The sequence below is a fragment of the Cupriavidus sp. 291-E7 genome, from assembly GCF_057798835.1.
Genome location: NZ_JBYOJV010000001.1, coordinates 577,122 through 596,487 on the forward strand (window position 1 = coordinate 577,122; position 19,366 = coordinate 596,487).

Consider the following 19,366-nt stretch of genomic DNA (forward strand, 5'->3'; position numbering starts at 1 on the left):
ATCATGGCAGCACAGTTTTCCGCCGGCGGCAGCGCGATCGCACGTCTCGTCAAGCCACGCAGCGTGGCCGTGATCGGCGCGTCGGCCGATCCGAACAAGACCGCTGGCCGGCCCGTTTCCTATCTGACGCGCCACGGCTTTACCGGCGAGATCTATCCGGTCAATCCCAAGGTCGATGCCATCGACGGCATCCGCTGCTATCCCGATATCGGTTCACTGCCCGAAGTGCCGGACGTTGGCATCGTGCTGCTGGGCGCCGAGCGCGCGCACCAGGCCGTGCGCGAACTGGCCGCACGGGGCACGGGCGCGGCCATCGTCCTGGCCAGCGGCTATACGGAAACCGGTGACGAGGGCGCGCGCCGCCAGGCCGAGTTGATGGCAGCGGCGGGCAGCATGCGTGTGCTGGGGCCGAATACGATCGGACTGGTCAACCTGACCGACAACATTCCGCTATCGGCGAGCGGTGCGCTGGCAATGGACCATTTTCCGACCGGCAGCATCGGCGTGGTGTCGCAGAGCGGGGGCATTCTTGGCGCGCTGCTGTCGCGTGCTGCCGCGCGTGGCATCGGGCTGTCGAAGCTGATATCGACGAGCAACGAGGCGGACCTGGAGCTGGCGGATTTCATCGACTACCTGGCCGATGATCCGGCTACGCGCGTGATCGCGCTTTACGTGGAGAGCGTGCGCAACGTCGAACGCTTCCGCGCGGCGGCCTTGAAGGCCGCGGCCGCCGGCAAGCCGGTGGTGGCATTCAAGATCGGACGATCGGAAGCCGGGGCCCGTGCCGCCGTTTCGCATACGGGCGCGATGGCGGGTGCCGATCGCATGTACGACGCGCTGTTCCGGCAGATCGGCGTGATCCGCGCGCAGACGTTCTCGGACCTGATCGATATTCCGGCCGCACTGGCAACCGGCCGCGTGCTGCATGGCCGGCGCATCGCGGTGCTGACCTCCACGGGGGGCGCCGGCACGCTGGTGTCGGACAGTCTTGGTGTCTCGGGCTTTGAGACACCGGCGCCGGACGGCATGACCGCCGAACGATTGCGAGCGCTGCAAAAGGGCGACCACGCCGCGCTCGATCGGAATCCGATCGACGTCACGCTGGCCGGCCTGCAGCCGGACCTGCTGCGCGGCGCCATTCGCACACTGCTGGCCAGCCCCAGCTACGATGCCGTGACGATCATCGTCGGCTCGTCCGGGCTGGCGATGCCGGACCTGATGGCCGACGCCATCAACGATTGCCTGCCCGAAAGCGACAAGCCTGTGCTGGCCTACGTCAGCCCGCACGCGCCGCAGGTGGCGGCGGTGCTGAACCAGCGCGGTGTGCCGGCCTTCAGCGCGCCGGAAAGCTGCGCGGTGGCGTTCGCCGCGATGCTGGCGGCGGGACAGCCGCCGGTTGCGGCGCAGGCGGCGGAGCCGGTGCCATCGGCCATCGACGATCTTCCGAACGGTGCGCTGGACGAACACGCCGCCAAGCAACTGTTCGCGCGCTTTGGCGTGCCGGGCGTGCGCGAGACCGCTGTCGATGGCGAAGCGGCCGCCGAAGCCGCCGCGCGAACGCTGGGCGACCGTGTAGTGCTCAAGATCCTGTCGTCATCGATCACGCACAAGAGCGATATCGGCGGCGTGGCCGTCAACGTGGCACCGGAAGCGATTGGCGCGCGACTTGCCGCGATGCGCGAAGATGTCCTGCGGCACACGGGCCAGGCGCCGGACCGCTTTCTCGTGCAGGAAATGGTCAGCGGTGGCGTGGAGCTGATTCTCGGCACGCATCGCGATGCGCTGGGCACGGCGATCCTGCTGGGAATGGGCGGTGTGACGGCTGAGTTGTTCCAGGACACCACGCTGCGGCTGCTCCCCGCATCGGGGGCGCTGACGCGCGCCGAAGCGCTGTCGATGGTGCACGATCTGAAGACCTGGCCGCTGCTCGATGGCTATCGCGGACGTCCGAAGGCCGACGTCGAAGCGCTCGTCAGTGCTATCGTGGCGTTTTCCGGAATGGCGGCCGCGTTGGGGCCGCGTCTGGTGGAGGCCGAGATCAACCCGATCTTCGTGCTGCCGGCGGGCCAGGGCGTGCGCGCGGCGGACGGCGTGGCGGTGCTCGGCGCATGACGGGACAGGAGACAGCAGGATGACGCAAGCAGTTGCCGGTGCAGTGGATGCGGTGGAAGTGGTTGAGGCGACCGACGTAAGGGAGGCCGCGGCGTTCGTCCACCGGCTGGAGCAACAGGCCCGCGTTCACGTGACCGATGCCAACGGCTGCCGCATGGTGTGGCGCCAGTTCGGCGCGGGGCCGCATGTGCTGCTGGTGCACGGTGGCCACGGCAGCTGGCTGCACTGGGTGCGCAATATCTCGGCACTGGCCGCGCGGCATACGGTCTGGGTGCCGGACCTGCCCGGCTACGGCGCATCGGGCGATCCTTCCAACGGAGAACTGCAGACGCTGGTCGATACGGTGGTGGCGGGATTCGCGCAGCTACCGGTGGACGGGCCGGTCGAACTGGCCGGTTTTTCGTTTGGCGGCCTGACCGCGTCGAACCTGGCGAGTGCCTTGCCGTCGGTGCGCGGCCTGGCGCTGCTGGGTCCGGGTGGTCACGCCGGGGTGCGTCGCCAGACGATCGACCTCGTGGACTGGCGTCGCGCGGCCGACACGGCCGCGCTGACCGAGGCCATGCGCCACAACATTGGCGCCTTCATGATGTCGGACGCGGGCAAGATCGATGCGCTGGCCCTGCTGGCCTATACCGAGTCGTGCCGGCACGCGCGCTTCCGCAGCAAGCAGATCTCGCGTTCTGGCGGCCTTGCCAACGCGCTCGACCGGTTTGCCGGTGACGTCCTGCTCGCCTATGGCGAGGACGATGTCACTGCCGATCCGGCAACCGTGCTGGCGAACTTCGTCGATGGCCGTCCACGCCGCCAGGGCGCGATCATCGACGGTGCCGGTCATTGGGTTCAGTACGAAGCGCATGACGCGATCAACGCGCTGCTGCTCGACTGGTTTGCGCGCGATGTGAACGGGAACCGTGGACGCGAGTGACGCCCAGCGCCGGGCACGGGGCCGCCCGGCAAACCTGCAGGCCAACCGGTCGCTGGAGCGCGGTATCGAGATCCTGCGCGCGTTTCGCCCTGGGTCCGAGGTGCTGGGTAACGGCGAACTGGCCGAACGCACCGGTCTGGCGCGCTCGACGGTCAGCCGGCTGACGCAGAGCCTGGTCGACATGGGGTTCCTGCAATATGACGTGGCGTTGCGTGCCTACCGGCTTGGCGTGCCGGTGCTGAGCCTGGCGCACGCGATGCGCAGCGGCTCCACGGTACTTCAGCAGGCCGCGCCGATGATGCGCGAGCTGGCGCAGGCCGAGCATCTGAACGTGGGCCTTGCACTGGCTGACCGCGACGAGATGGTGTATCTGGAATCGATCCGGCATGGCCGCAAGGCGTCGCTGCGCAGCGTGGTGGCGGGACAGCGCGTGCCAATGGCGCTGACGTCGCTGGGCCGCGCGTGGCTGGCCGTGGCGCCCGAGGCCGACTACGCGGCCCGGATGGCCGATTTTGCGACGCGCTCCGCGCATTGGCCGGCGCTGCAGGCCGACATCGAGGCGGCGGTGGCGCACGTGGCGCGGCACGGCTGGTGCGCGGCCAGTTGGCAGCCCGAGGTGGTGGCCATTTCAACGCCCCTGGTGCTCGAACACTATCCAGTGCACGTGCTGAACGTCAGCCTGTCCACGCGCGCATCGGTGCGGGACGTTGCCCGGGACCTGGCGCCGCGCCTGATGCGGCTGGCCGCCGGCATCCGCGACGCCGTGGAGACGGCGCAGTCCGAACCGCTATAGCGCCCTCGGTCCGCCCTGTCCTGGGCCGGCCACCCATCGGCGCACTTCGATCGCCGTCACGGCCACGGCGCTGCGCGGCCCTAGCCGCAGATCCCCCAGCGAAGTCAGTTGCACTCCACCTGCCGCGATGGGCAGGATTTCCCCATCCTGCTCGACAAGCAGCATCGCGCGCTCGCCGATAGGGGAGTTGTAGAGTTCGTGCCAGGTGAACAGGCAGACATAGCCGTCGGCCGCATGCACCGCGACGATCAACTGCTTGCATTGGGCGCGGGGCAGGGTCTTCATGCCCGCCTCGTCCAGTAGCGCCGTCAGCAGCACGCCGCGCTGCTGGCTCACGTCACGGATATGGCGGCCCGTGTAGCACTCCACCGTCGCGGCGCCAGCCGAGATCTGCGCCAGCCCCAGCAGGGATTCCCGGTCGAACCGGCGGGCATAGGGCAGGTCGCCAAATACGTCGACGGCGTCGGAGTAATTGGCGGCCTCGGTGGCTGCGCCGGCAGCAAGGGCTGGTTGCATCGCAATTCCTTCCTGGGGGTTCATGTGGATGACCGTTGTCTTTCCGCGCGGCTTCTGTCATCGTTAACCGCTATATACACGATTACATAACGACGGGCCAGAGGCCATATGCGGAAGGGCATGACGGGTATGCGGCATGCCCGGAGCCGCCGCATCGGGCAGGGCGCCGCAAACCGGGAAGGAGATCGTTCGATGGCATTGCACCGAGGAGAAGTTCGTGGCTGGCGCCGGCTGGCGCTGCACCTTTGCTGGATGGCGCTGTTGCCGGTGGCCACTGCCTGTGGCGGATCGGACGACGCATCCGCTTCGACTGATCCGCCGGCGGCCACGCCCGCCACTCCGCAGGCCACGCCGGCATCGCTTTCGCTGGCGCAACTGCAAGCCATGCCTGCCGCCACGCAGACCGTGTCGTTTTCCAGTGGCAGCGGCCCGCAGACCCACACCTACACGGGCGCCAGCCTCTGGACGCTGCTGAATCAGGCCGGCATCCAGACCAATCCGGCCGTGCATAACGATCTGCTGGGCAAGTACGTGGTGGCCACGGGCAGCGACAACTATCGCGCGGTCTTTTCGATGGGAGAGCTGAGTCCGGACTTTGGCAACCGCGCCAGCCAGGTGGTGTACGCCGAGACGGTCAATGGCGCCAGTGTTGCGCTGGCGGCGCCGGACGGCCCGCTGCGGGTGACGGCGCCTGGCGACGTCAAAGGCGGCCGTTACGTATCCGGCCTTGTGAAGCTGGAAGTGCGCAGCGCCGTTTCAACGGCCGCCGGCGTGGGCGGCGGCGTCAGCACGCAGTTTCAATTGAGCGGTGCGGTGGCGCGGCCGGCCACTTTCAACCTGGCCGCCTTGCAGGCGCTCACACCGGTTACGCGCACGGTCGGGGCCAATAGCTACACCGGCGTGAGCCTGTGGGATCTGGTCAATGCAGCCGGGCTGGCCACCAACGCGGCGGTCAAGAACGATCTGCTTGGCTTCTACGTGGTGGCGACGGGCAGCGACGGCTATCGCACCGTGATCTCATTGGCCGAAATCTCGCCCGATTTTGGCAACCAGCCCGACATCGTCGCCTATGCGATGAATGGCGCGCCGCTGACCACCAACGGGTTTGCGCGTCTGGTCATCCCGAATGACGGCAAGGCGGGGCGCTACGTGTCGAACCTGATCAGTCTTGAGGTGGTTTCGGCGGCACGGTGAGCGGAGGCTGTACCGACGTTCGCCGGGCGCCCCAGCGGCGCGTGCGCCTGACCAGATGGTGGCGGTGCGCGCGCAGCAACGTGCGCGTCAGTATGTCGTCCGCCACCGGCAGGATCGCCACCCCAAGCAGCAGCGCCGCCAGCGGCAACGTCGCCGAGTAGCCGATCGCGCTGAAGGCCTGCGCGCCGATCAGGCCACCCAGGAAGAATAGCCCTACCAGCACGGCCAGCAGCCGGAGCTTGTGCCGGTCGGCCGTAACGGGCCGCACGCCGGGACGCACCGGGGCGTTCCAGTAGCAGAGCTTGCCAAGCTCGATGCCGATGTCCGTGACCATGCCGGTGACGTGCGTGGTGCGGATTTCGGCATTGGACAACTTGGTAATCAGCGCATTCTGCAGCCCCATCATGAAGCAGAGAAGCATCACCGTGGCGGGCACGAACAGCCATTCCATGTCGTCCAGGTGCGTGCCCAGCAGACCGAAGCCCAGTAGCAGCAGCGCTTCGAGCAGCAGCGGAATGGCGTACTCGCTGCGCAGCCGCATGCGTCTGGCCCAGTTGATCAGGATTGCCGAGCAGGCCGCGCCGCCAATGAACGACGCGAGCGCGCCAACGCCATTCAGTACCAGGCCATAGCGCTGCAGCACCAGTTCGTCGGCGATGGAAGAGACCACGCCAGACATATGCGACGTGTACTGATGAACCGCCAGAAAGCCGCCTGCATTGGCGGCGCCCGCCACGAAACAGAGCACTCGGGCCAGCCGGCGGTTGGCAACCGGGCTGCGGCGATGGGCGGTGAGACTGCGCAGATACCCGAGCGGCATGGTGGGAGGTGCGGGGGCGGACGGAAGCACCCATCATACGGCCGTGACCGCGTCCGTGCGCATCCTGCCGACGCGGCAGTTGCGCGCTGGACACAACGGTCACGCATCATGTGATGCGCGTCTGCGTCACGGATACCACCTTGGCCCATCGCGTGATCTCGCTCTGCAGGAACTGCGTGAACTGTGCGGCGTTGTTGCCCACCGGATCGAGTCCCTCGCCGATCAGCCGCTTGCGCATGGCGGGCGATGCCACGGCCGCGGCGGCAGCGGCCTCCAGTTCCCGCACCGTTTCCGGTGCCATGCCGGCTGGGCCGAGCAGTCCGTACCACGAGCGGTAGTCGAAGTTCGGGATCGTCTCGGCAATCGGCGCCAGCTTGGGGAATGCGGCCAGCCGGTTCTGGCTGCTGACGCCGAGCCCCTTGATCTTGCCGGCCTGCAGCAGCGGCTGCACGGTGGCGACGTTACCGAGCAGCAGATCGGCCTGGCTGCCCACCACGTCGGCCACGGCGGGGCCGGCGCCCTTGTACGGCACGCTGACGATATCGACGCCGGCCTCGTGCTTGAACATTTCGCCAGCCAGATGATTGGCGCTGCCCACGCCGGCAACGGCCAGACTGAGCTTGCCCGGCTTCGATTTGGCCAGTGCGATCAGCTCGCGCACGTTGCTGGCCTCCAGACCCGGACGTGCCACCAGAATCAGCGGTGAGCTGGCGATCAGCGAGATTGGCGTGAAGTCCTTGATCGGATCGAAGGGCTTCTTTTCAAACAGTGCCGGATTGATGGCGTGGCTCGTATAGCTGAGCAACAGCGTGCCGCCATCGGGGTCGGCCTTGGCCACGGCGGTCGCCGCGATATTCCCGGCCGCACCGCCACGGTTCTCGACGATAAAGGTGTGCTTGAGGCGCTGCTCCAGGTCCGCCGCCAGCGAACGGGCGACGATGTCGGTGCCGCCACCGGGTGTGGCGCCGACCAGCAGCTTGGTCACGGACGGGGCGGACGGGGCAGCGTGAAGAAGATCGGGGGGCAACACGAGTGCTGCCGATAGCAGCGCAAGGAAGTCGCGTCGTTGCATGGGGTTGTCTCCGTTTCTCTTTATGAGTCCGGCGCCTCGTCGGGCGGGCGCCGTGTCGGGCATACGCGGCCGGAGGGCGCCGGCCGTAGTGCGGGATCGTGCTGCGGGGCGATTCAGGCGGCGGCGTCCTCCACGTTCGCGGCCGCGCGGCTGCCGGGCCAGGGCTTCAGCGGCATGCCCATCGCGTCCGCCTGGCGCTGTTCGAATGCGTCGAACGCCGCGCTGCGGGCACTGCCACGCAGGCCGCCGCGCACCGCGCCAGCCCGCACGTCGGTGAAATAGACCGCCCAGTCGCCGGGCAGCGGCTGCGAACCCGGCACCGCCAGCCACAGCCGCAGCAGGTGGCGCTTGCGGTCGAATTCCTCGAAGTCTTCGAAATTGGTGCGCGAGTGCACGGTCACGTAGTTGTTCAGGAGCTGCATGTCACCCTGTTCGAGCTGCATCGAGAAACACAGTTCGGGATCGGTGAGCAGTGTGTCGAGCAGATCCAGCGCCTCGATCTGCATCTGCGTCAGGCGGGGCACGTCCTCGAAATCGCGCTGTGCCGCCACCACGTTCTTGCGGTTGATCCGGAAGGCAAACGCCGACGGATGGCTTCCCAGGATAGGCAGCGGGTAGAAGGGTGGCTGCGATGGGTCCTGCGCGCCCTGGTAGCTGTAATAGAACGGCTGCTGCAGCACGGGCACCAGATCCGGACGGCGTTGCGCCACGGCATCGCGCAGCGCCATCGAACTGACGACCTTGCTTTCGCCGCCCGACTTGGCCGCGCGGCGGCACATCAGGCCCACGATGTCGCCCGAATCGGTATGGAAATCCAACCCGGCATTGGTGTTGTAGCCACGGCCGTTGGTGGTCTTGTACGCGGCGCCAACGTCGCGCACGTCGTTCATAAAGTCGCTGGCGCGGTTCTGCGTGCGGGCCACGCCCATGTGCAGGCCCATGCCCCAATAGGCCAGGCGGGTGTCGTCTTCACTCCAGCGGTCCACCGGAAAGCCCTTGACCAGACACATGCCCCATCGGCCCTGGGTGAGGGCCACGGCGCGTGCCAGCGCCTGGCGGGCGCCGTCATCGAGCGGAAAGTCGTCGCGGGTCATCTCCAGCAGGGGTTTGCCGAGCGTCCTGGCGTGGGCCAGGGCATGGTCGAAGCTGGCGACTTCGGCGGCGGTCAGGCGCAGGGTCCACGAGGTATCGCGCTGGGCATCGGCGGCGAGCCAGGCTTGGGGGCTTTGTGCAGACATGGGAATCGGCTTCTTTATCAGGGTTGGGCGGGGGCTGTGCAGCCTTGCGCGACGTCGTGAAGCCAGTCTATGCTCGACCGATACCAAGAGAAAGTGACGTTGTTTGACGTCCTTCATAAGGATTCTTGATGAAGCTGGAGACCTTCGCCACGTTGGCGGCAGTGATCGAGGAGGGCTCGTTTGCTGCCGCGGCCGCCACCATGCATCTGACGCCGAGCGCGGTCAGCATGCAGATGAAGCAGCTTGAGCAGTATCTGGGGCAGCCACTGTTCGACCGTTCGGGGCTTCAGGTGCGGCCCAATGCGCTGGCGCGCGAGGTGGCGGCGTCGATGGAGGGCGGCCTCAGGCATTTGGGCGCTCTGCGCCGGCGCACGAGCGTGGCCGTGGAAGGCAGCGCGCGGCTGGGGGTGATCGAATCGATGCAGCCGGTGCTGTTGCCGGGGACACTGCGCTACCTGCGCGAGCGCTATCCGCGTCTGACCGTCAAGCCGGTGCGCGGCCGCAGCACGGGGCTGATGGAAATGGTCAAGGCCGGTCAGCTCGACGCCGCCGTGGTGGCGCGGCCTGAGTCGGGCCGGGTCGCCAGCCTGCGCTGGTATCCGGTAGCCACGCGCGAGCTGATGCTGTTGGCACCGCCGGATAGCGGCAGCCGAGGCGAATCGCCGGCGGAACTGCTGGCGCGCTACGACTGGATCCGCTATGACCGGGCCACTGTGTCAGGAGCGATGGCGGCGCGCCACGTCCACCGTCTGTTGCCGGATAAGCGCAGCGCGATGGAGTTCGACAGCGTGACGGCCATCGTGGCAATGGTCAGCGCGGGACTCGGTGTGTCGGTGGTGCAACTGATGGACCCTACCGTGGCGGACCGCTATCCCGTGCGCCGGGTCCGGCTGGGGCCGGACGCGCCCGTGCTGCAGATGTCGCTGGTACTGCGCAAGGCGGACGAGGACAGCCGGCCGCTGCAGGCGTTGAGAGAAGCAGTGGAGGCGACGCTACAGACGCCGCGCACATAGTCTTCGGGATCTTCGGGAGCGGGAATCAGTTCGCCGCTTCGCGTGCCATCAGTACCCGCGCGCTGTCCGCGCGTGTTTCCGACAGCGCCACGGCCTGCGGAAACAGCGGTTGGCACAGCCGCGTCAGCACGTTGCCAGGCGGCATTTCCACCACCAGCCGCATGTCGCAGGCGCGCGCTAGCAGCATCGTCTCGTGCCAGCGCACGGGCAGCGCCATATTGCGTGCGAGGTCTTCGGCGATGCGTGCCGGATCGCGCAGCTCGCGCGCCGCGCTGGCGCTGAAATAGCGCAGCGTCGGACGCCTGACCGACACCTCGGCGAACGCGCGGGCCAGCGTCGCGGCGGCATCGTCGAGCAGCGCGCAGTGCGACGGCACGGCAATCGCCACGCGCTGCGCGGTGCGGGCACCCGCAGCCAGTGCCAGGTCGGCCACGCGCGCCATCGCGGCATCGGAGCCGGCAATGACGAGTTGGGATTCGGCGTTGTAGTTGGCGATGAAGACCGGCATGCCGGGCCGATGGACGTCGGCGACGATCGCCTCCAGTGGCGCTGGCTCCAGACCGAGGATCGCGGTCATGCCATAACCCGATGGATAAGCGGTCTCCATCAGCCTGCCGCGTAGCGCGACCAGGCGCACGGCATCGGCAAACGGCAATGCGCCGGCGGTCACCGCCGCGGCATAGGCGCCGATCGACAGGCCCGCCACGGCATGCGCGCCGCCGCCATCGTCCAGCAAGGCACGGGCGCTGGACACGCCAGCGACGAGCAGGCAAAGCTGCACGGACACCGTGGAGGCCAGATGCGCCGCGTCGTCGTGCCGCAGGATATCGGTGCCCAGCACTTCGCCGGCCTCGGCAAGCGTGCGTGCTACGGCAGGATGGTCGGGCAGCGCATGCAGCATGCCGGGCCGCTGCGCGCCCTGTCCGGGGAATGTCAGCAGGGTTGGCATGGCGCCTGCCAGGGATCGTCGCAAAGCACCGGACCCGCGTCGGTCTTCAGCAGCACGCGGCCTTGGGTGCGCAGTCTTTCGCGCAGGGCAAAGGCGCCGTGCGGGGTCGAGATCTGGATGTCGAGGCGGACCGTGTCCGTGTCGACCAGCGCCTGCAGCGCGGCCAGTGTTTGCGGAGAAAGCGGTTCGGGCGATTGCAGCAGCAAGTCGATATCGCTGCCCGCATGCAGCACGTCGATGCCCGACGCCAGCGTGAAGCCCACCGCCCCCGTCACGCCCCAGCGATGGGGCAATGCCGCCAGTTGCCGGGCAATCGGGTCCAGGGCATGCAACGCCGGAATCTCGTCACGGCGCGGATGCAGCCGCCAGAAGCCCTCGCGTGCGATATCGAAGGGCGAGACGAGCGTCGCGCACTGCCCGGCTTCGATCCACGTGGCATGGTGCTGCGCACGCTGGCGGCCACGTATGCCCACCGGAATTCGCCCCGAGGCATCGCGGTCACGCCGCACCACGAGTGGCGCCTGTGCGAGCCAGTCCGCATCGGCCCAGTCCGGCACGTCCCCCGCCGCGATGAACGCGGCGGGATCGCGCAGCCAGATCAGGTCGTGCGGCAGCGGCTGCATGTCAGTCGTGCCACTGGCTGGCCAGCGTTTCTCGCGCGCGGCGCGTGGCGCCACGGTTTTCGCCTTGCAGGCGGCTGCGCAGGTCCCGCTTCGGATCGGCATCGATATTGGCCAGTGCTTCCTGAAGGTGGTGCCGCACCGTGCCGAGATCGTCGGCGGTGGGCGCGGCGGCATTCTGCACGGCAATCGTGCGCCAGAGCAGGCCCAGCGTTGCGTAGTTGTCCAGGTCGTAAGCCATCGGGGGCACGGTCGCGGCGAATGCTTCGAGATCCTCGACGCTGCGCAACGTAATGCGTGCCGCCGCTTCCTTGCCCATCGCATGAACCTGCACGCCCGGATCTTTCAGGGCAAGGATGCGGTTGGCCTGATAGCCGTGCGCCAGGAATGCGCCCGACATGGCCTTGCCCACCAGCAGCGCAATCACGGGATGCCCTTGCAGCCGGGCCGTGGCGTACGCCGCGGCGGCGCTGGCAAGTGCCTGGTGAATGCCGAATGCTTCCTCGCGCCGGCCATAGGCCTGGCTTGGCGTGTCCACGATGGCGATGATGACGCGCTTGACGGGACGGTCCTTGTCGGCCGCGATGGCTTCGTGCACCGCACGTGCCAGCGACCAGCCTTCAAGCAGGCCCACTTCGCCGTGGCGCGCACGCGGAAGCGGGCTGGAGGCGTCGGGCACCACCGCGATCAGCCGCGCGGCGCGGCCTGCCATGTCGATGTCGGCCACCTGGACCGACGGCGGATAGCCAGGCAGCCGGGGTGCATTGCCGCTCAGGGCGGCGAGCCATGCTTCGCCCCGGCCCGATGTTTGCTGTTCGCTCATTGTCGTTCTCCATAGAGACGGCGGACCGTGGCCGGATCGGGTTGATGAATGGCATCGGCGGCGGTGTAGGCCGCGATGCGGCGCAGATAGTCGTCATAGCTTTCGCTGCGCGCGGCTTCTTGCACCGGCGCCGTTGCGAGTTCGGCCACGACATCGCGGATTCCGGCCGCATCGTCTTCCACATAGCGGTCGGCCAGGCCCGTGGCATAGCGCTGTTCGCCGCCGGTCAGACCCCAGATGAACGGACGATCGCGTGAGTCGTATTCGCCAATGCCGGCTTCCTGTTCGATCACGGCCGGCCCGTTCAGGCCCAGGCGCGCCTCGCGCGTGACCACGAGCGCGCTGCACAGGCCGGCGGCAATCGACATGCCGCCGAAACAGCCGACTTGCCCGGCAATGACGCCGATAACGGGCTGGTAGCGGCGCAGGTCGACGATGCCGGCATGGATCTCGGCAATCGCCGCCAGGCCGAGGTTGGCTTCCTGCAGGCGCACGCCGCCGGTTTCGAACAGGATCACGGCGCGCGTGGGCACGCCTTTGCGATTGTCGTCCGCTGCCAGTTCCAGCGCGCCGGCGATCTTGGCGCCGCCCACTTCGCCCAGGCTGCCGCCCTGGAATGCGCCTTCGATGGCCATGACCACGGCAGGCAGGCCGTCAATCGTGCCCTTGGCCACGATCACGCCGTCGTCACCTTGCGGCACCACGCCCTGGCGTTCGAGCCACGGCGAGGTCAGGCCGTCGAAGGGACCGGCCAGTTCACGGAAGGTGCCGGCATCGAGCAGGGCCAGCGCACGTTCGCGCGCGCCGAGTTCTACAAAGCTCTCGCGTGAGAGAAGCGCGGCGCGTGTCATGTCGGCTCCTTGCTGTCGAGGGCTTCGAACGCTTCGGCCAGTCGCATGCCCACCACGCCCGGCGTGGCACCGAAGTCATGAATGCGGATCTTCATCGCGGCGCGCGGCTCGGCGTTGAACACCCGGGTCAGCTGTGCGTCCCAGACGCGCGAGTAGCCGTTGACTGAGGTGGTGACGTCGATCGACGTCTTGCCGGCATCGCCGGGTTCGATGATGACTTCCAGGTCGCCGGAGCCGACCACGCCCACCAGCACGCGGCGGGACGCCGGATCGCCGGCGGCATATTCGAAACGGAGCTGTTCCATCAGTTCTCTCCAGATTGCACGGCCGGGAGCCGGTCAAGGAATAGGGTGGCGGCCAGCAGGTCTGCCGCGCCGCCCGGCGATGCCTGCCGCGCCTGCATCGTCGCTTCAAGGTCATGCAGCCGCCGTCTGCCGGTCAGCGTGCCGATGCCGCCCGCGTCCAGTACGGCCTCGGCGCCGGCCTGCATTTCGGCAAGCCCTGCGCGGCCCGCGCGCGCCAGCACGCAGGTGTCGTCGAGCCGCGCCATGATGGCCAGCAGCGCGTTGACCTGTGCCGTCGGTTCAGCGTCGCCGCGTGCGCGGCATTCGTGCAGCATCGGCAGGGCGACACCCATCACATGCGGGAAACCGGCTTCGGCTTGTTCGCGCGCACCGCCCACGCCATATGCGGCGCGCGCCAGTTCTCCCTTGTTGCCGGTATGGGCGGGACGATGGCGATCGGGCAGGCGCGCGATCACCGCAGCCATCTGCACGATGGCCTTGGTGTGCGCCCGGGCGCCGCGCGCCTTGCAGAGCCAGCCTGCCGCACCGGCCAGCAGGCCGAGTGCCCAGATGGCGCCACGGTGCGTGTTGATGCCGCCGGTGGCGCGCAGCATGGCCGATTCGGCTTCGCGGCCCAGCGCGCCAAGGCGCTCGCGCAACGCCACGTCGATGCGCTGCGCCTGCTGACCGGCGCGAGCCATGACGACGAAGCTGTCACGCAGGCTGTGCGCGGAGGCCACCATCAGCGGCAGTGTCATATCCGCGTGGGCGCCATTGCCGCGCGCATCGACCAGGCCAGGCTTTGGGGCCAGCGTGGCTTCGTCCACCAGCACGGCCACTGCCAGGTCGCCGATTGCATCGGCCATGCCGGCCGGCGCGGTGTCACGGCATGCGAGGGATGCCAGCGCGGCCATTACCAGCTCCTGAAGCGTGCGGGCGGGTTGTAGAGTCCGCCCGACCATTCCACCAGATCCGACATGCTGCGTGCGGCCAGCAACGAGCGCGTGGCCTGCCCGCGATGCACGCCGAGGTCTTCCGGCAGCGCGATCAGGCCGTCGCTGCGCATCTGGCGCGTGGTGGCCGGGTCGTGCTTCATGCCGATCGGCGTGACACCGGCCACCGCGGCAATCATCCGGCGGCGCTCTTCGAGTGAGCGGGCCTTGTAGAGATAGGCGATGCCTTCCTCGGTCAGCACGTGCGTGACGTCGTCGCCGTAGATCATCACCGGTGCCAGCGGCATGCCGCTGTCCTTGGCCACCTGCACCGCGTCCATCGATTCGACGAAGGTCGGCTTGCCGCCCGCCTGGAACGTCTCCACCATCTGCACCACGAGCTTGCGGCCCCTGGCCAGCGGGTCGTCGGTTTCGATCAGGTCCAGCCAGGCCGGCGTGGCATGGCGGCGGCCACCGGGGTTATGGCCCATGTTCGGCGCGCCGCCAAAGCCGGACAGTCGTCCGCGTGTAACGGTCGACGAGTGTCCGTCGCCGTCGATCTGCAGCGTGGAGCCGATAAACAGATCCACCGCGTACTGGCCGGCGAGCTGGCAGAACGCACGGTTCGAACGCATGCTGCCGTCGGCGCCGGTGAAGAACACATCGGGCCGCGCCGCCACGTAGTCTTCCATGCCCAGTTCGCTGCCGAAGCTGTGCACGCTTTCGACCCAGCCCGTTTCGATGGCGGGAATCAGGGTGGGGTGCGGGTTCAGTGTCCAGTACTTGCAGATCTTGCCCTTGAGGCCGAGCTGTTCGCCGTAGGTGGGCAGGATCAGTTCGATGGCGGCCGTGTTGAAGCCGATGCCGTGGTTCAGCGACTGGACGTTATGGCGTTCGTAGATGCCGCGGATCGCCATCATCGCCATCAGGATGTGCACCGGCTTGATCAGGCGCGGATCGCGCGTGAACAGCGGTTCGCAGAAGAATGGCTTGTCGGACTGCACCACGTAGTCGATCCAGGACCCCGGAATGTCCACGCGCGGCAGGTCGGCCGGATCGTCGACGATTTCGTTGACCTGGGCAATCACGATGCCGTCGCGGAACGCGGCGGCTTCCACCAGCGCGGGAGAATCCTCGGTGCTCGGGCCGGTGTAGAGGTTGCCGTTGCGGTCGGCCTTGTACCCGGCGGTCAGCACGATGTGCGGCGTGAGGTCGACATAGAGCCGCGAATACAGCTCGATATAGGTATGGATGGCGCCCACTTCGAGCAGCCCGTCTTCCAGGAACTGCGAGATCCGCACGCTCTGCGCCCCGGCAAAGGCAAAGTCGAGCTTGCGCGCGATGCCGCGCTCGAACAGGTCCAGATGCTCCACCCGGCTCACGCTCGGGATGATCATATGCAGGTCGTGCAGGCGCGACGGGTCGGCTTCAGCCAGCGCGCGCGACAGAAAGTCGGCCTGTTTCTGGTTATTGCCTTCCAGTACCACGCGGTCGCCGGGGGCGGCGATCGTTTCCAGAAAGCGAACGATATCTGCCGTGGGCACCACCTTGCCCGTGGCGATCTTCGCCCCCAGGGCCTGGCGCCGCCGCTTCTCGGTGCGGCGGGTATCCCATTGTCGTTCCGGTATCGGGTTCAGCATGACGTCTCCGGTGTGCTGCGGTCGTTACCGGAAAGATAGGCCACGGCGGTGTGGGCGAACAATCAACGTCGGCGACGGACCGTTACGGCGGGCGTAACAAAACGATTAACCGGACCGTAACGGTTGGAGCGTGGTGTTGATTGATGCGATGCGGCGCGATTCCTAGAGTTGTCTGCAAATGTCCGGCCCCGAGGCTGGCGCCAACAACACAACACTGACTGGAGACAAAGATGATCATCTACGGAACCGCGCTATTGGCGATCTGCCACCTGGTGGGCCTTTATCTTGGCGATCTGCTAGGCGCCGCTATCGGCGTCAAGTCCAACGTCGGCGGCGTCGGCATCGCCATGCTGCTGCTGATATTCATCCGGCTCTATCTGCACGACAGGGGCCTCATGCCGAAGGAGACGGAGGCGGGTGTGGGGTTCTGGGGAGCGATGTATATCCCCGTGGTGGTGGCGATGGCGGCGCAGCAGAATGTGGTGGCCGCGCTGCGTGGCGGCCCGGTGGCGGTGCTGGCGGCCATCCTGGCCGTGGGCGCGTGCGCGTGTTTGATCGCCCTGCTGGCCCGTACCGGTGACCATGAACCGCTGCCGCCGCTGACGCAGGCCGAAGCCGTTTCGCAATAAGGGACAGGGAGACCGCCATGACTATCGCTGCTCCGGCCATGATGTTTGACAACGTCCTGCTCCACAACGGTCTGGTGACCGCCTTTGCCACCGTCGGCATCGTGATGTGGATATCGTCCCAGCTATCGAAGCGCCTCACCAAGGGCCGCCTGCACGCCTCGGCCATCGCCATCATGATCGGGCTAGGGCTCGCGTACTACGGCGGCGTGGTGACCGGCAAGGAAAAAGGACTCGCGGATTTCGCGCTGTTTTCAGGTATCGGCCTGATGGGCGGCGCCATGCTGCGTGACTTTGCCATCGTGGCCACGGCGTTCGAGGTGCAGGTGCGCGAAGCCCGCAAGGCGGGCATGGTGGGCGCCGTGTCGCTGCTGCTGGGCACCGTGGTGCCGTTCATCGTCGGTGCGGCGGTGGCGCGGGCCTTTGGCTACAGCGATGCGGTCAGCATGACGACGATCGGCGCGGGCGCCGTGACCTATATCGTCGGCCCCGTTACCGGTGCCGCGCTGGGTGCCAGTTCGGACGTGATCGCGCTGTCGATTGCCACGGGGCTGATCAAGGCCATCATCGTGATGGTGGGCACGCCGTTCGCCGCTGGTTTTCTGGGTCTGAACAATCCGCGTGCGGCGATGGTGTTCGGCGGGCTGGCCGGCACGGTCAGCGGCGTATCGGCCGGACTGGCAGCCACGGACCGCCGTCTGGTGCCCTACGGCGCGCTCGTGGCGACGTTCCACACCGGGCTGGGCTGCCTGCTCGGGCCATCGGTGCTGTACCTGGCCACCAAGGCGCTGGTGGGTGGTTGATCAGCAGGGCGCACGGCCGCCGGACTGCGTGAGCATGCGGCAGACGGCGGCCAGCGCCAGCAGGTTGGGGTCGCGCTCGCGGCGGCGCAGAAAGCTCAGGCCGATGGTCTGCTTCATGCCATAGTCGGCGGTCAGCGGCACAAAGGCCACGTTGCGTGCGAATACGTCGCGCACGCGGCCCGGCAGCAGCGAATAGCCGATGCCGCCGCCCACGAGGTTCATCAGCGAGAAAATGTCGCCGACCTTCATCACCACGTTGGGCGTGAAGTCGGCGATGCGGAAGGCTTCGGCAAAGCCGCTCGATGTCACGAAGCCATCGCCCAGAGACACGAACGGCTCGTCGCGGCAATCGCGCAGGTCCACGGCGTCGAGTTGCGCGTAGTGCGAATCGGCCGGCGTGGCAAAGAAGATATCGTCCTCGAACATCGGAATCGATTCGATCTCGGCGCTGGGCTCGGGCAGGCCCATCAGCGTGGCGTCGATGGTGCCATGCCGCAGCTTGTCGAGCAGGTCGGCGTTGGAGCCGAGCACCAGTTCCGTCTGCAGTTCGGGGCGGCGCATCTTGATGCCGATCACCACCTGCGGCACGGTGCGGATCGTGAGCGAATACAGCGAACCGATCTTGAGCTGATCCGCCGAATAGCCCGCGGCCTCGCGCGTCATGCGCACGCCGTCGGACATGGTCTTGATCACATCGCGCGCCACGTCGGCCAGCACATGGGCCGCTTCCGTGGGCAGCAGGTTGCGCCCCTCGTGGCGGAACAGCGCGCAGCGCAGCCCTTCTTCCAGCGAATGCAGTGCCCGGTGCACGCTGACAGTGCTGACGTCGAGCGCTTCGGCGGCCTTGGCCAGGTTGCCCGTATCCATGAACGCCAGCAGCGCTTCGAGTTTGCGGAACGTGATGTCTTCGCTGATGCGTTCGGGCATGGCAGGGGCAAGAGTGCGGGGTAGGCCACGATGATCGCACACCGTGGCCTGTCGTAGAAGGCCACTGGATGGCAGAGCATCGAACAATCATGTCGGGATATGTCACCGGTCCTGTCATGACATATCCCGACATGAATTGCAGGGCGACAGCTTCCGGTCCGCATCCTAGAGTTCAGCCCGTCGACGCGACACGCTGCGTCGAACGAATCGAACCAAGAGGGACAGACATCATGGCCAACCGCACTCTGATCGCCGCAGCCGGAACGCTGCTTCTGCTTGCCAACGCTTCCGCATTTGCCTGGAGCGGCGGCCACTTCAACGCCTATACCCCGCGTGGCGAATTCAGCGGCGGTCATGCGATGTCGTGCGGCGGCGGCAGTTGCTCGCATGCCGGCGGTGCGGTCGGCCCCTGGGGCGGCGCGGCCACCAACACCGGCACCGTGACGCGCAATGCACCGGGCCAGTTCTCGAATTCCGGTACCGCGGTTGGCCCGAACGGTCGTTCGGTACAGCACGACGGCAGCACGAGCTGCGCGGGCGGCACCTGCAACCACACCGGTGACATGACCGGTTCCAACGGCCACACGGCCAGCACCAGCGGCAGCGTGACCCGTAACGGCGTGGGGCAATACAGTTCATCGGGCACCGTGACCGGCGGCAATGGCAACTCGTACAACCACTCTGCATCGACCAACTGCGCGGGCAATACCTGTGACCGCTCGGGAACCGTGAGCAACAGCTATGGCGGCACCGTCACCCATTCCGGCAGTGCTACCCGCGTGGCGCCCGGCGTGGTGACCACGGGCAGCGGCAGCACCGTCTACCACGGTGCAACCGTAAGCACGGGCACCACGGTCGTGGTCGGTGCGGCGCCGGTCTATGTGCCGCCCCCGCCGGTGGCCGTCGTGGCCCCGGTGCCTGTGGTGGTGCCGCCGCCGGTTCCCGTGACCGTCGTGGCGCCCGCGCCGGCCGTCCTGCCGCCGCCCCCGCCGCCGACCGTAGTCGTGCCCGTGCCGGCCCCGGTGGTCGTCACGCCGCCTCCGGTTCACGTGGCGCCGCCGCTGCCGACCGTCGTCGTTACGGCACCGCGCCCGGTCTATGTGGCGCCGGTCAAGGTCGCCGTGCTGGTGCCGGGCCACTGGGTGGGCCGTGTATGGGTGCCGGCGCACTACGCCTGATCGACGCCCCGGCACATTCCATTCATCCCCAGCAATTTTTTCCTACCCCC

The 19,366-nt window shown here is 67.6% G+C and carries 19 protein-coding genes and 1 pseudogene; 8 read left to right on the forward strand and 12 right to left on the reverse strand.

Going from position 1 to position 19,366, the window contains the following annotated elements:
- Positions 1–3 precede the first annotated feature (3 nt).
- The 3 genes from AC3FLX_RS02585 to AC3FLX_RS02595 are packed head-to-tail and all read left to right on the forward strand — an operon-like array spanning position 4 to position 3,830.
- On the forward strand, positions 4–2,112 hold the full coding sequence (locus AC3FLX_RS02585; RefSeq protein ID WP_488693560.1) for an acetate--CoA ligase family protein: 2,109 nt from the start codon (positions 4–6) through the stop codon (positions 2,110–2,112).
- Positions 2,113–2,131: 19 nt separating this feature from the next.
- Complete coding sequence (locus AC3FLX_RS02590; RefSeq protein WP_488693561.1) at positions 2,132–3,037, forward strand: alpha/beta fold hydrolase; 906 nt, start codon at positions 2,132–2,134, stop codon at positions 3,035–3,037.
- Positions 3,024–3,830 carry an IclR family transcriptional regulator gene (locus AC3FLX_RS02595; protein WP_488693563.1) on the forward strand — a complete coding sequence of 269 codons (807 nt, stop codon included), beginning with the start codon at positions 3,024–3,026 and terminating at the stop codon, positions 3,828–3,830. The genes AC3FLX_RS02590 and AC3FLX_RS02595 overlap by 14 nt, the downstream gene beginning before the upstream one ends.
- Here AC3FLX_RS02595 and AC3FLX_RS02600 read toward each other — a convergent pair.
- The gene (locus AC3FLX_RS02600; protein ID WP_488693565.1) at positions 3,825–4,346 is read right to left on the reverse strand and encodes a molybdopterin-binding protein; all 522 of its coding nucleotides are present in this window, start codon (positions 4,344–4,346) and stop codon (positions 3,825–3,827) included. The genes AC3FLX_RS02595 and AC3FLX_RS02600 overlap by 6 nt on opposite strands.
- A gap of 192 nt (positions 4,347–4,538) precedes the next feature.
- Here AC3FLX_RS02600 and AC3FLX_RS02605 point away from each other — a divergent pair, with 192 nt between their 5' ends.
- Positions 4,539–5,540: a molybdopterin-dependent oxidoreductase gene (locus AC3FLX_RS02605; RefSeq protein ID WP_488693567.1), complete on the forward strand. Its 1,002-nt coding sequence runs from the start codon at positions 4,539–4,541 to the stop codon at positions 5,538–5,540.
- Positions 5,541–5,571: 31 nt separating this feature from the next.
- On the opposite strand, the pseudogene AC3FLX_RS02610 reads toward AC3FLX_RS02605, so the two are convergent.
- The 3 genes and pseudogenes from AC3FLX_RS02610 to AC3FLX_RS02620 form a co-directional block, all read right to left on the reverse strand.
- Positions 5,572–6,360: pseudogene (locus AC3FLX_RS02610) on the reverse strand (YoaK family protein); the annotation flags it as partial.
- A 106-nt stretch (positions 6,361–6,466) separates the two neighbouring features.
- Complete coding sequence (locus tag AC3FLX_RS02615; protein ID WP_488693568.1) at positions 6,467–7,432, reverse strand: tripartite tricarboxylate transporter substrate binding protein; 966 nt, start codon at positions 7,430–7,432, stop codon at positions 6,467–6,469.
- Between the two features lie 113 nt (positions 7,433–7,545).
- Positions 7,546–8,670, reverse strand: a complete 1,125-nt coding sequence (locus tag AC3FLX_RS02620) for a TauD/TfdA family dioxygenase (protein ID WP_488693570.1) — start codon at positions 8,668–8,670, stop codon at positions 7,546–7,548.
- A gap of 128 nt (positions 8,671–8,798) precedes the next feature.
- Between AC3FLX_RS02620 and AC3FLX_RS02625 the strand changes: the two genes are divergently transcribed.
- On the forward strand, positions 8,799–9,683 hold the full coding sequence (locus tag AC3FLX_RS02625) for a LysR family transcriptional regulator (RefSeq protein ID WP_488693572.1): 885 nt from the start codon (positions 8,799–8,801) through the stop codon (positions 9,681–9,683).
- A 25-nt stretch (positions 9,684–9,708) separates the two neighbouring features.
- Here AC3FLX_RS02625 and mdcH read toward each other — a convergent pair whose 3' ends face one another.
- The 7 genes from mdcH to mdcA are packed head-to-tail and all read right to left on the reverse strand — an operon-like array spanning position 9,709 to position 15,782.
- A complete protein-coding gene (gene mdcH, locus AC3FLX_RS02630) occupies positions 9,709–10,632 on the reverse strand; it encodes a malonate decarboxylase subunit epsilon (protein WP_488693574.1) in 924 nt (307 codons plus the stop codon).
- On the reverse strand, positions 10,617–11,309 hold the full coding sequence (locus AC3FLX_RS02635) for a malonate decarboxylase holo-ACP synthase (RefSeq protein ID WP_488693576.1): 693 nt from the start codon (positions 11,307–11,309) through the stop codon (positions 10,617–10,619). The genes mdcH and AC3FLX_RS02635 overlap by 16 nt, the downstream gene beginning before the upstream one ends.
- A complete protein-coding gene (gene mdcE, locus AC3FLX_RS02640; protein ID WP_488693578.1) occupies positions 11,257–12,075 on the reverse strand; it encodes a biotin-independent malonate decarboxylase subunit gamma in 819 nt (272 codons plus the stop codon). The genes AC3FLX_RS02635 and mdcE overlap by 53 nt, the downstream gene beginning before the upstream one ends.
- A complete protein-coding gene (locus AC3FLX_RS02645) occupies positions 12,072–12,926 on the reverse strand; it encodes a biotin-independent malonate decarboxylase subunit beta (protein ID WP_488693580.1) in 855 nt (284 codons plus the stop codon). The genes mdcE and AC3FLX_RS02645 overlap by 4 nt, the downstream gene beginning before the upstream one ends.
- Positions 12,923–13,231, reverse strand: a complete 309-nt coding sequence (locus tag AC3FLX_RS02650; RefSeq protein WP_488693582.1) for a malonate decarboxylase subunit delta — start codon at positions 13,229–13,231, stop codon at positions 12,923–12,925. The genes AC3FLX_RS02645 and AC3FLX_RS02650 overlap by 4 nt, the downstream gene beginning before the upstream one ends.
- A complete protein-coding gene (locus tag AC3FLX_RS02655; RefSeq protein WP_488693584.1) occupies positions 13,231–14,124 on the reverse strand; it encodes a triphosphoribosyl-dephospho-CoA synthase in 894 nt (297 codons plus the stop codon). The genes AC3FLX_RS02650 and AC3FLX_RS02655 overlap by 1 nt, the downstream gene beginning before the upstream one ends.
- Complete coding sequence (mdcA, locus tag AC3FLX_RS02660) at positions 14,124–15,782, reverse strand: malonate decarboxylase subunit alpha (RefSeq protein ID WP_488693586.1); 1,659 nt, start codon at positions 15,780–15,782, stop codon at positions 14,124–14,126. The genes AC3FLX_RS02655 and mdcA overlap by 1 nt, the downstream gene beginning before the upstream one ends.
- Before the next feature lie 230 nt (positions 15,783–16,012).
- Between mdcA and madL the strand changes: the two genes are divergently transcribed.
- Both madL and madM read left to right on the forward strand, forming a co-directional pair.
- Complete coding sequence (madL, locus tag AC3FLX_RS02665; RefSeq protein ID WP_488693588.1) at positions 16,013–16,411, forward strand: malonate transporter subunit MadL; 399 nt, start codon at positions 16,013–16,015, stop codon at positions 16,409–16,411.
- A gap of 17 nt (positions 16,412–16,428) precedes the next feature.
- Positions 16,429–17,211, forward strand: coding sequence for a malonate transporter subunit MadM (madM, locus tag AC3FLX_RS02670; protein WP_488693590.1), 783 nt, complete (start codon positions 16,429–16,431; stop codon positions 17,209–17,211).
- Here madM and AC3FLX_RS02675 read toward each other — a convergent pair whose 3' ends face one another.
- Entirely contained in the window at positions 17,212–18,138 is a 927-nt protein-coding gene (locus AC3FLX_RS02675) for a LysR family transcriptional regulator (RefSeq protein ID WP_488693592.1), read from the reverse strand.
- Between the two features lie 230 nt (positions 18,139–18,368).
- Here AC3FLX_RS02675 and AC3FLX_RS02680 point away from each other — a divergent pair, with 230 nt between their 5' ends.
- Entirely contained in the window at positions 18,369–19,316 is a 948-nt protein-coding gene (locus AC3FLX_RS02680; RefSeq protein WP_488693594.1) for a hypothetical protein, read from the forward strand.
- The last annotated feature ends 50 nt before the right edge of the window (positions 19,317–19,366 follow it).

Bases quoted from the DNA above. Each gene is read 5' to 3' on its own strand.
- AC3FLX_RS02585 (WP_488693560.1), top strand. From the start codon at position 4: ATGGCAGCACAGTTTTCCGCCGGCGGCAGCGCGATCGCACGTCTCGTC.
- AC3FLX_RS02590 (WP_488693561.1), top strand. From the start codon at position 2,132: ATGACGCAAGCAGTTGCCGGTGCAGTGGATGCGGTGGAAGTGGTTGAG.
- AC3FLX_RS02600 (WP_488693565.1), bottom strand. From the start codon at position 4,346: ATGCAACCAGCCCTTGCTGCCGGCGCAGCCACCGAGGCCGCCAATTAC.
- AC3FLX_RS02605 (WP_488693567.1), top strand. From the start codon at position 4,539: ATGGCATTGCACCGAGGAGAAGTTCGTGGCTGGCGCCGGCTGGCGCTG.
- AC3FLX_RS02615 (WP_488693568.1), bottom strand. From the start codon at position 7,432: ATGCAACGACGCGACTTCCTTGCGCTGCTATCGGCAGCACTCGTGTTG.
- AC3FLX_RS02620 (WP_488693570.1), bottom strand. From the start codon at position 8,670: ATGTCTGCACAAAGCCCCCAAGCCTGGCTCGCCGCCGATGCCCAGCGC.
- AC3FLX_RS02625 (WP_488693572.1), top strand. From the start codon at position 8,799: ATGAAGCTGGAGACCTTCGCCACGTTGGCGGCAGTGATCGAGGAGGGC.
- mdcH (WP_488693574.1), bottom strand. From the start codon at position 10,632: ATGCCAACCCTGCTGACATTCCCCGGACAGGGCGCGCAGCGGCCCGGC.
- mdcE (WP_488693578.1), bottom strand. From the start codon at position 12,075: ATGAGCGAACAGCAAACATCGGGCCGGGGCGAAGCATGGCTCGCCGCC.
- AC3FLX_RS02645 (WP_488693580.1), bottom strand. From the start codon at position 12,926: ATGACACGCGCCGCGCTTCTCTCACGCGAGAGCTTTGTAGAACTCGGC.
- AC3FLX_RS02650 (WP_488693582.1), bottom strand. From the start codon at position 13,231: ATGGAACAGCTCCGTTTCGAATATGCCGCCGGCGATCCGGCGTCCCGC.
- AC3FLX_RS02655 (WP_488693584.1), bottom strand. From the start codon at position 14,124: ATGGCCGCGCTGGCATCCCTCGCATGCCGTGACACCGCGCCGGCCGGC.
- mdcA (WP_488693586.1), bottom strand. From the start codon at position 15,782: ATGCTGAACCCGATACCGGAACGACAATGGGATACCCGCCGCACCGAG.
- madL (WP_488693588.1), top strand. From the start codon at position 16,013: ATGATCATCTACGGAACCGCGCTATTGGCGATCTGCCACCTGGTGGGC.
- madM (WP_488693590.1), top strand. From the start codon at position 16,429: ATGACTATCGCTGCTCCGGCCATGATGTTTGACAACGTCCTGCTCCAC.
- AC3FLX_RS02675 (WP_488693592.1), bottom strand. From the start codon at position 18,138: ATGCCCGAACGCATCAGCGAAGACATCACGTTCCGCAAACTCGAAGCG.
- AC3FLX_RS02680 (WP_488693594.1), top strand. From the start codon at position 18,369: ATGGCCAACCGCACTCTGATCGCCGCAGCCGGAACGCTGCTTCTGCTT.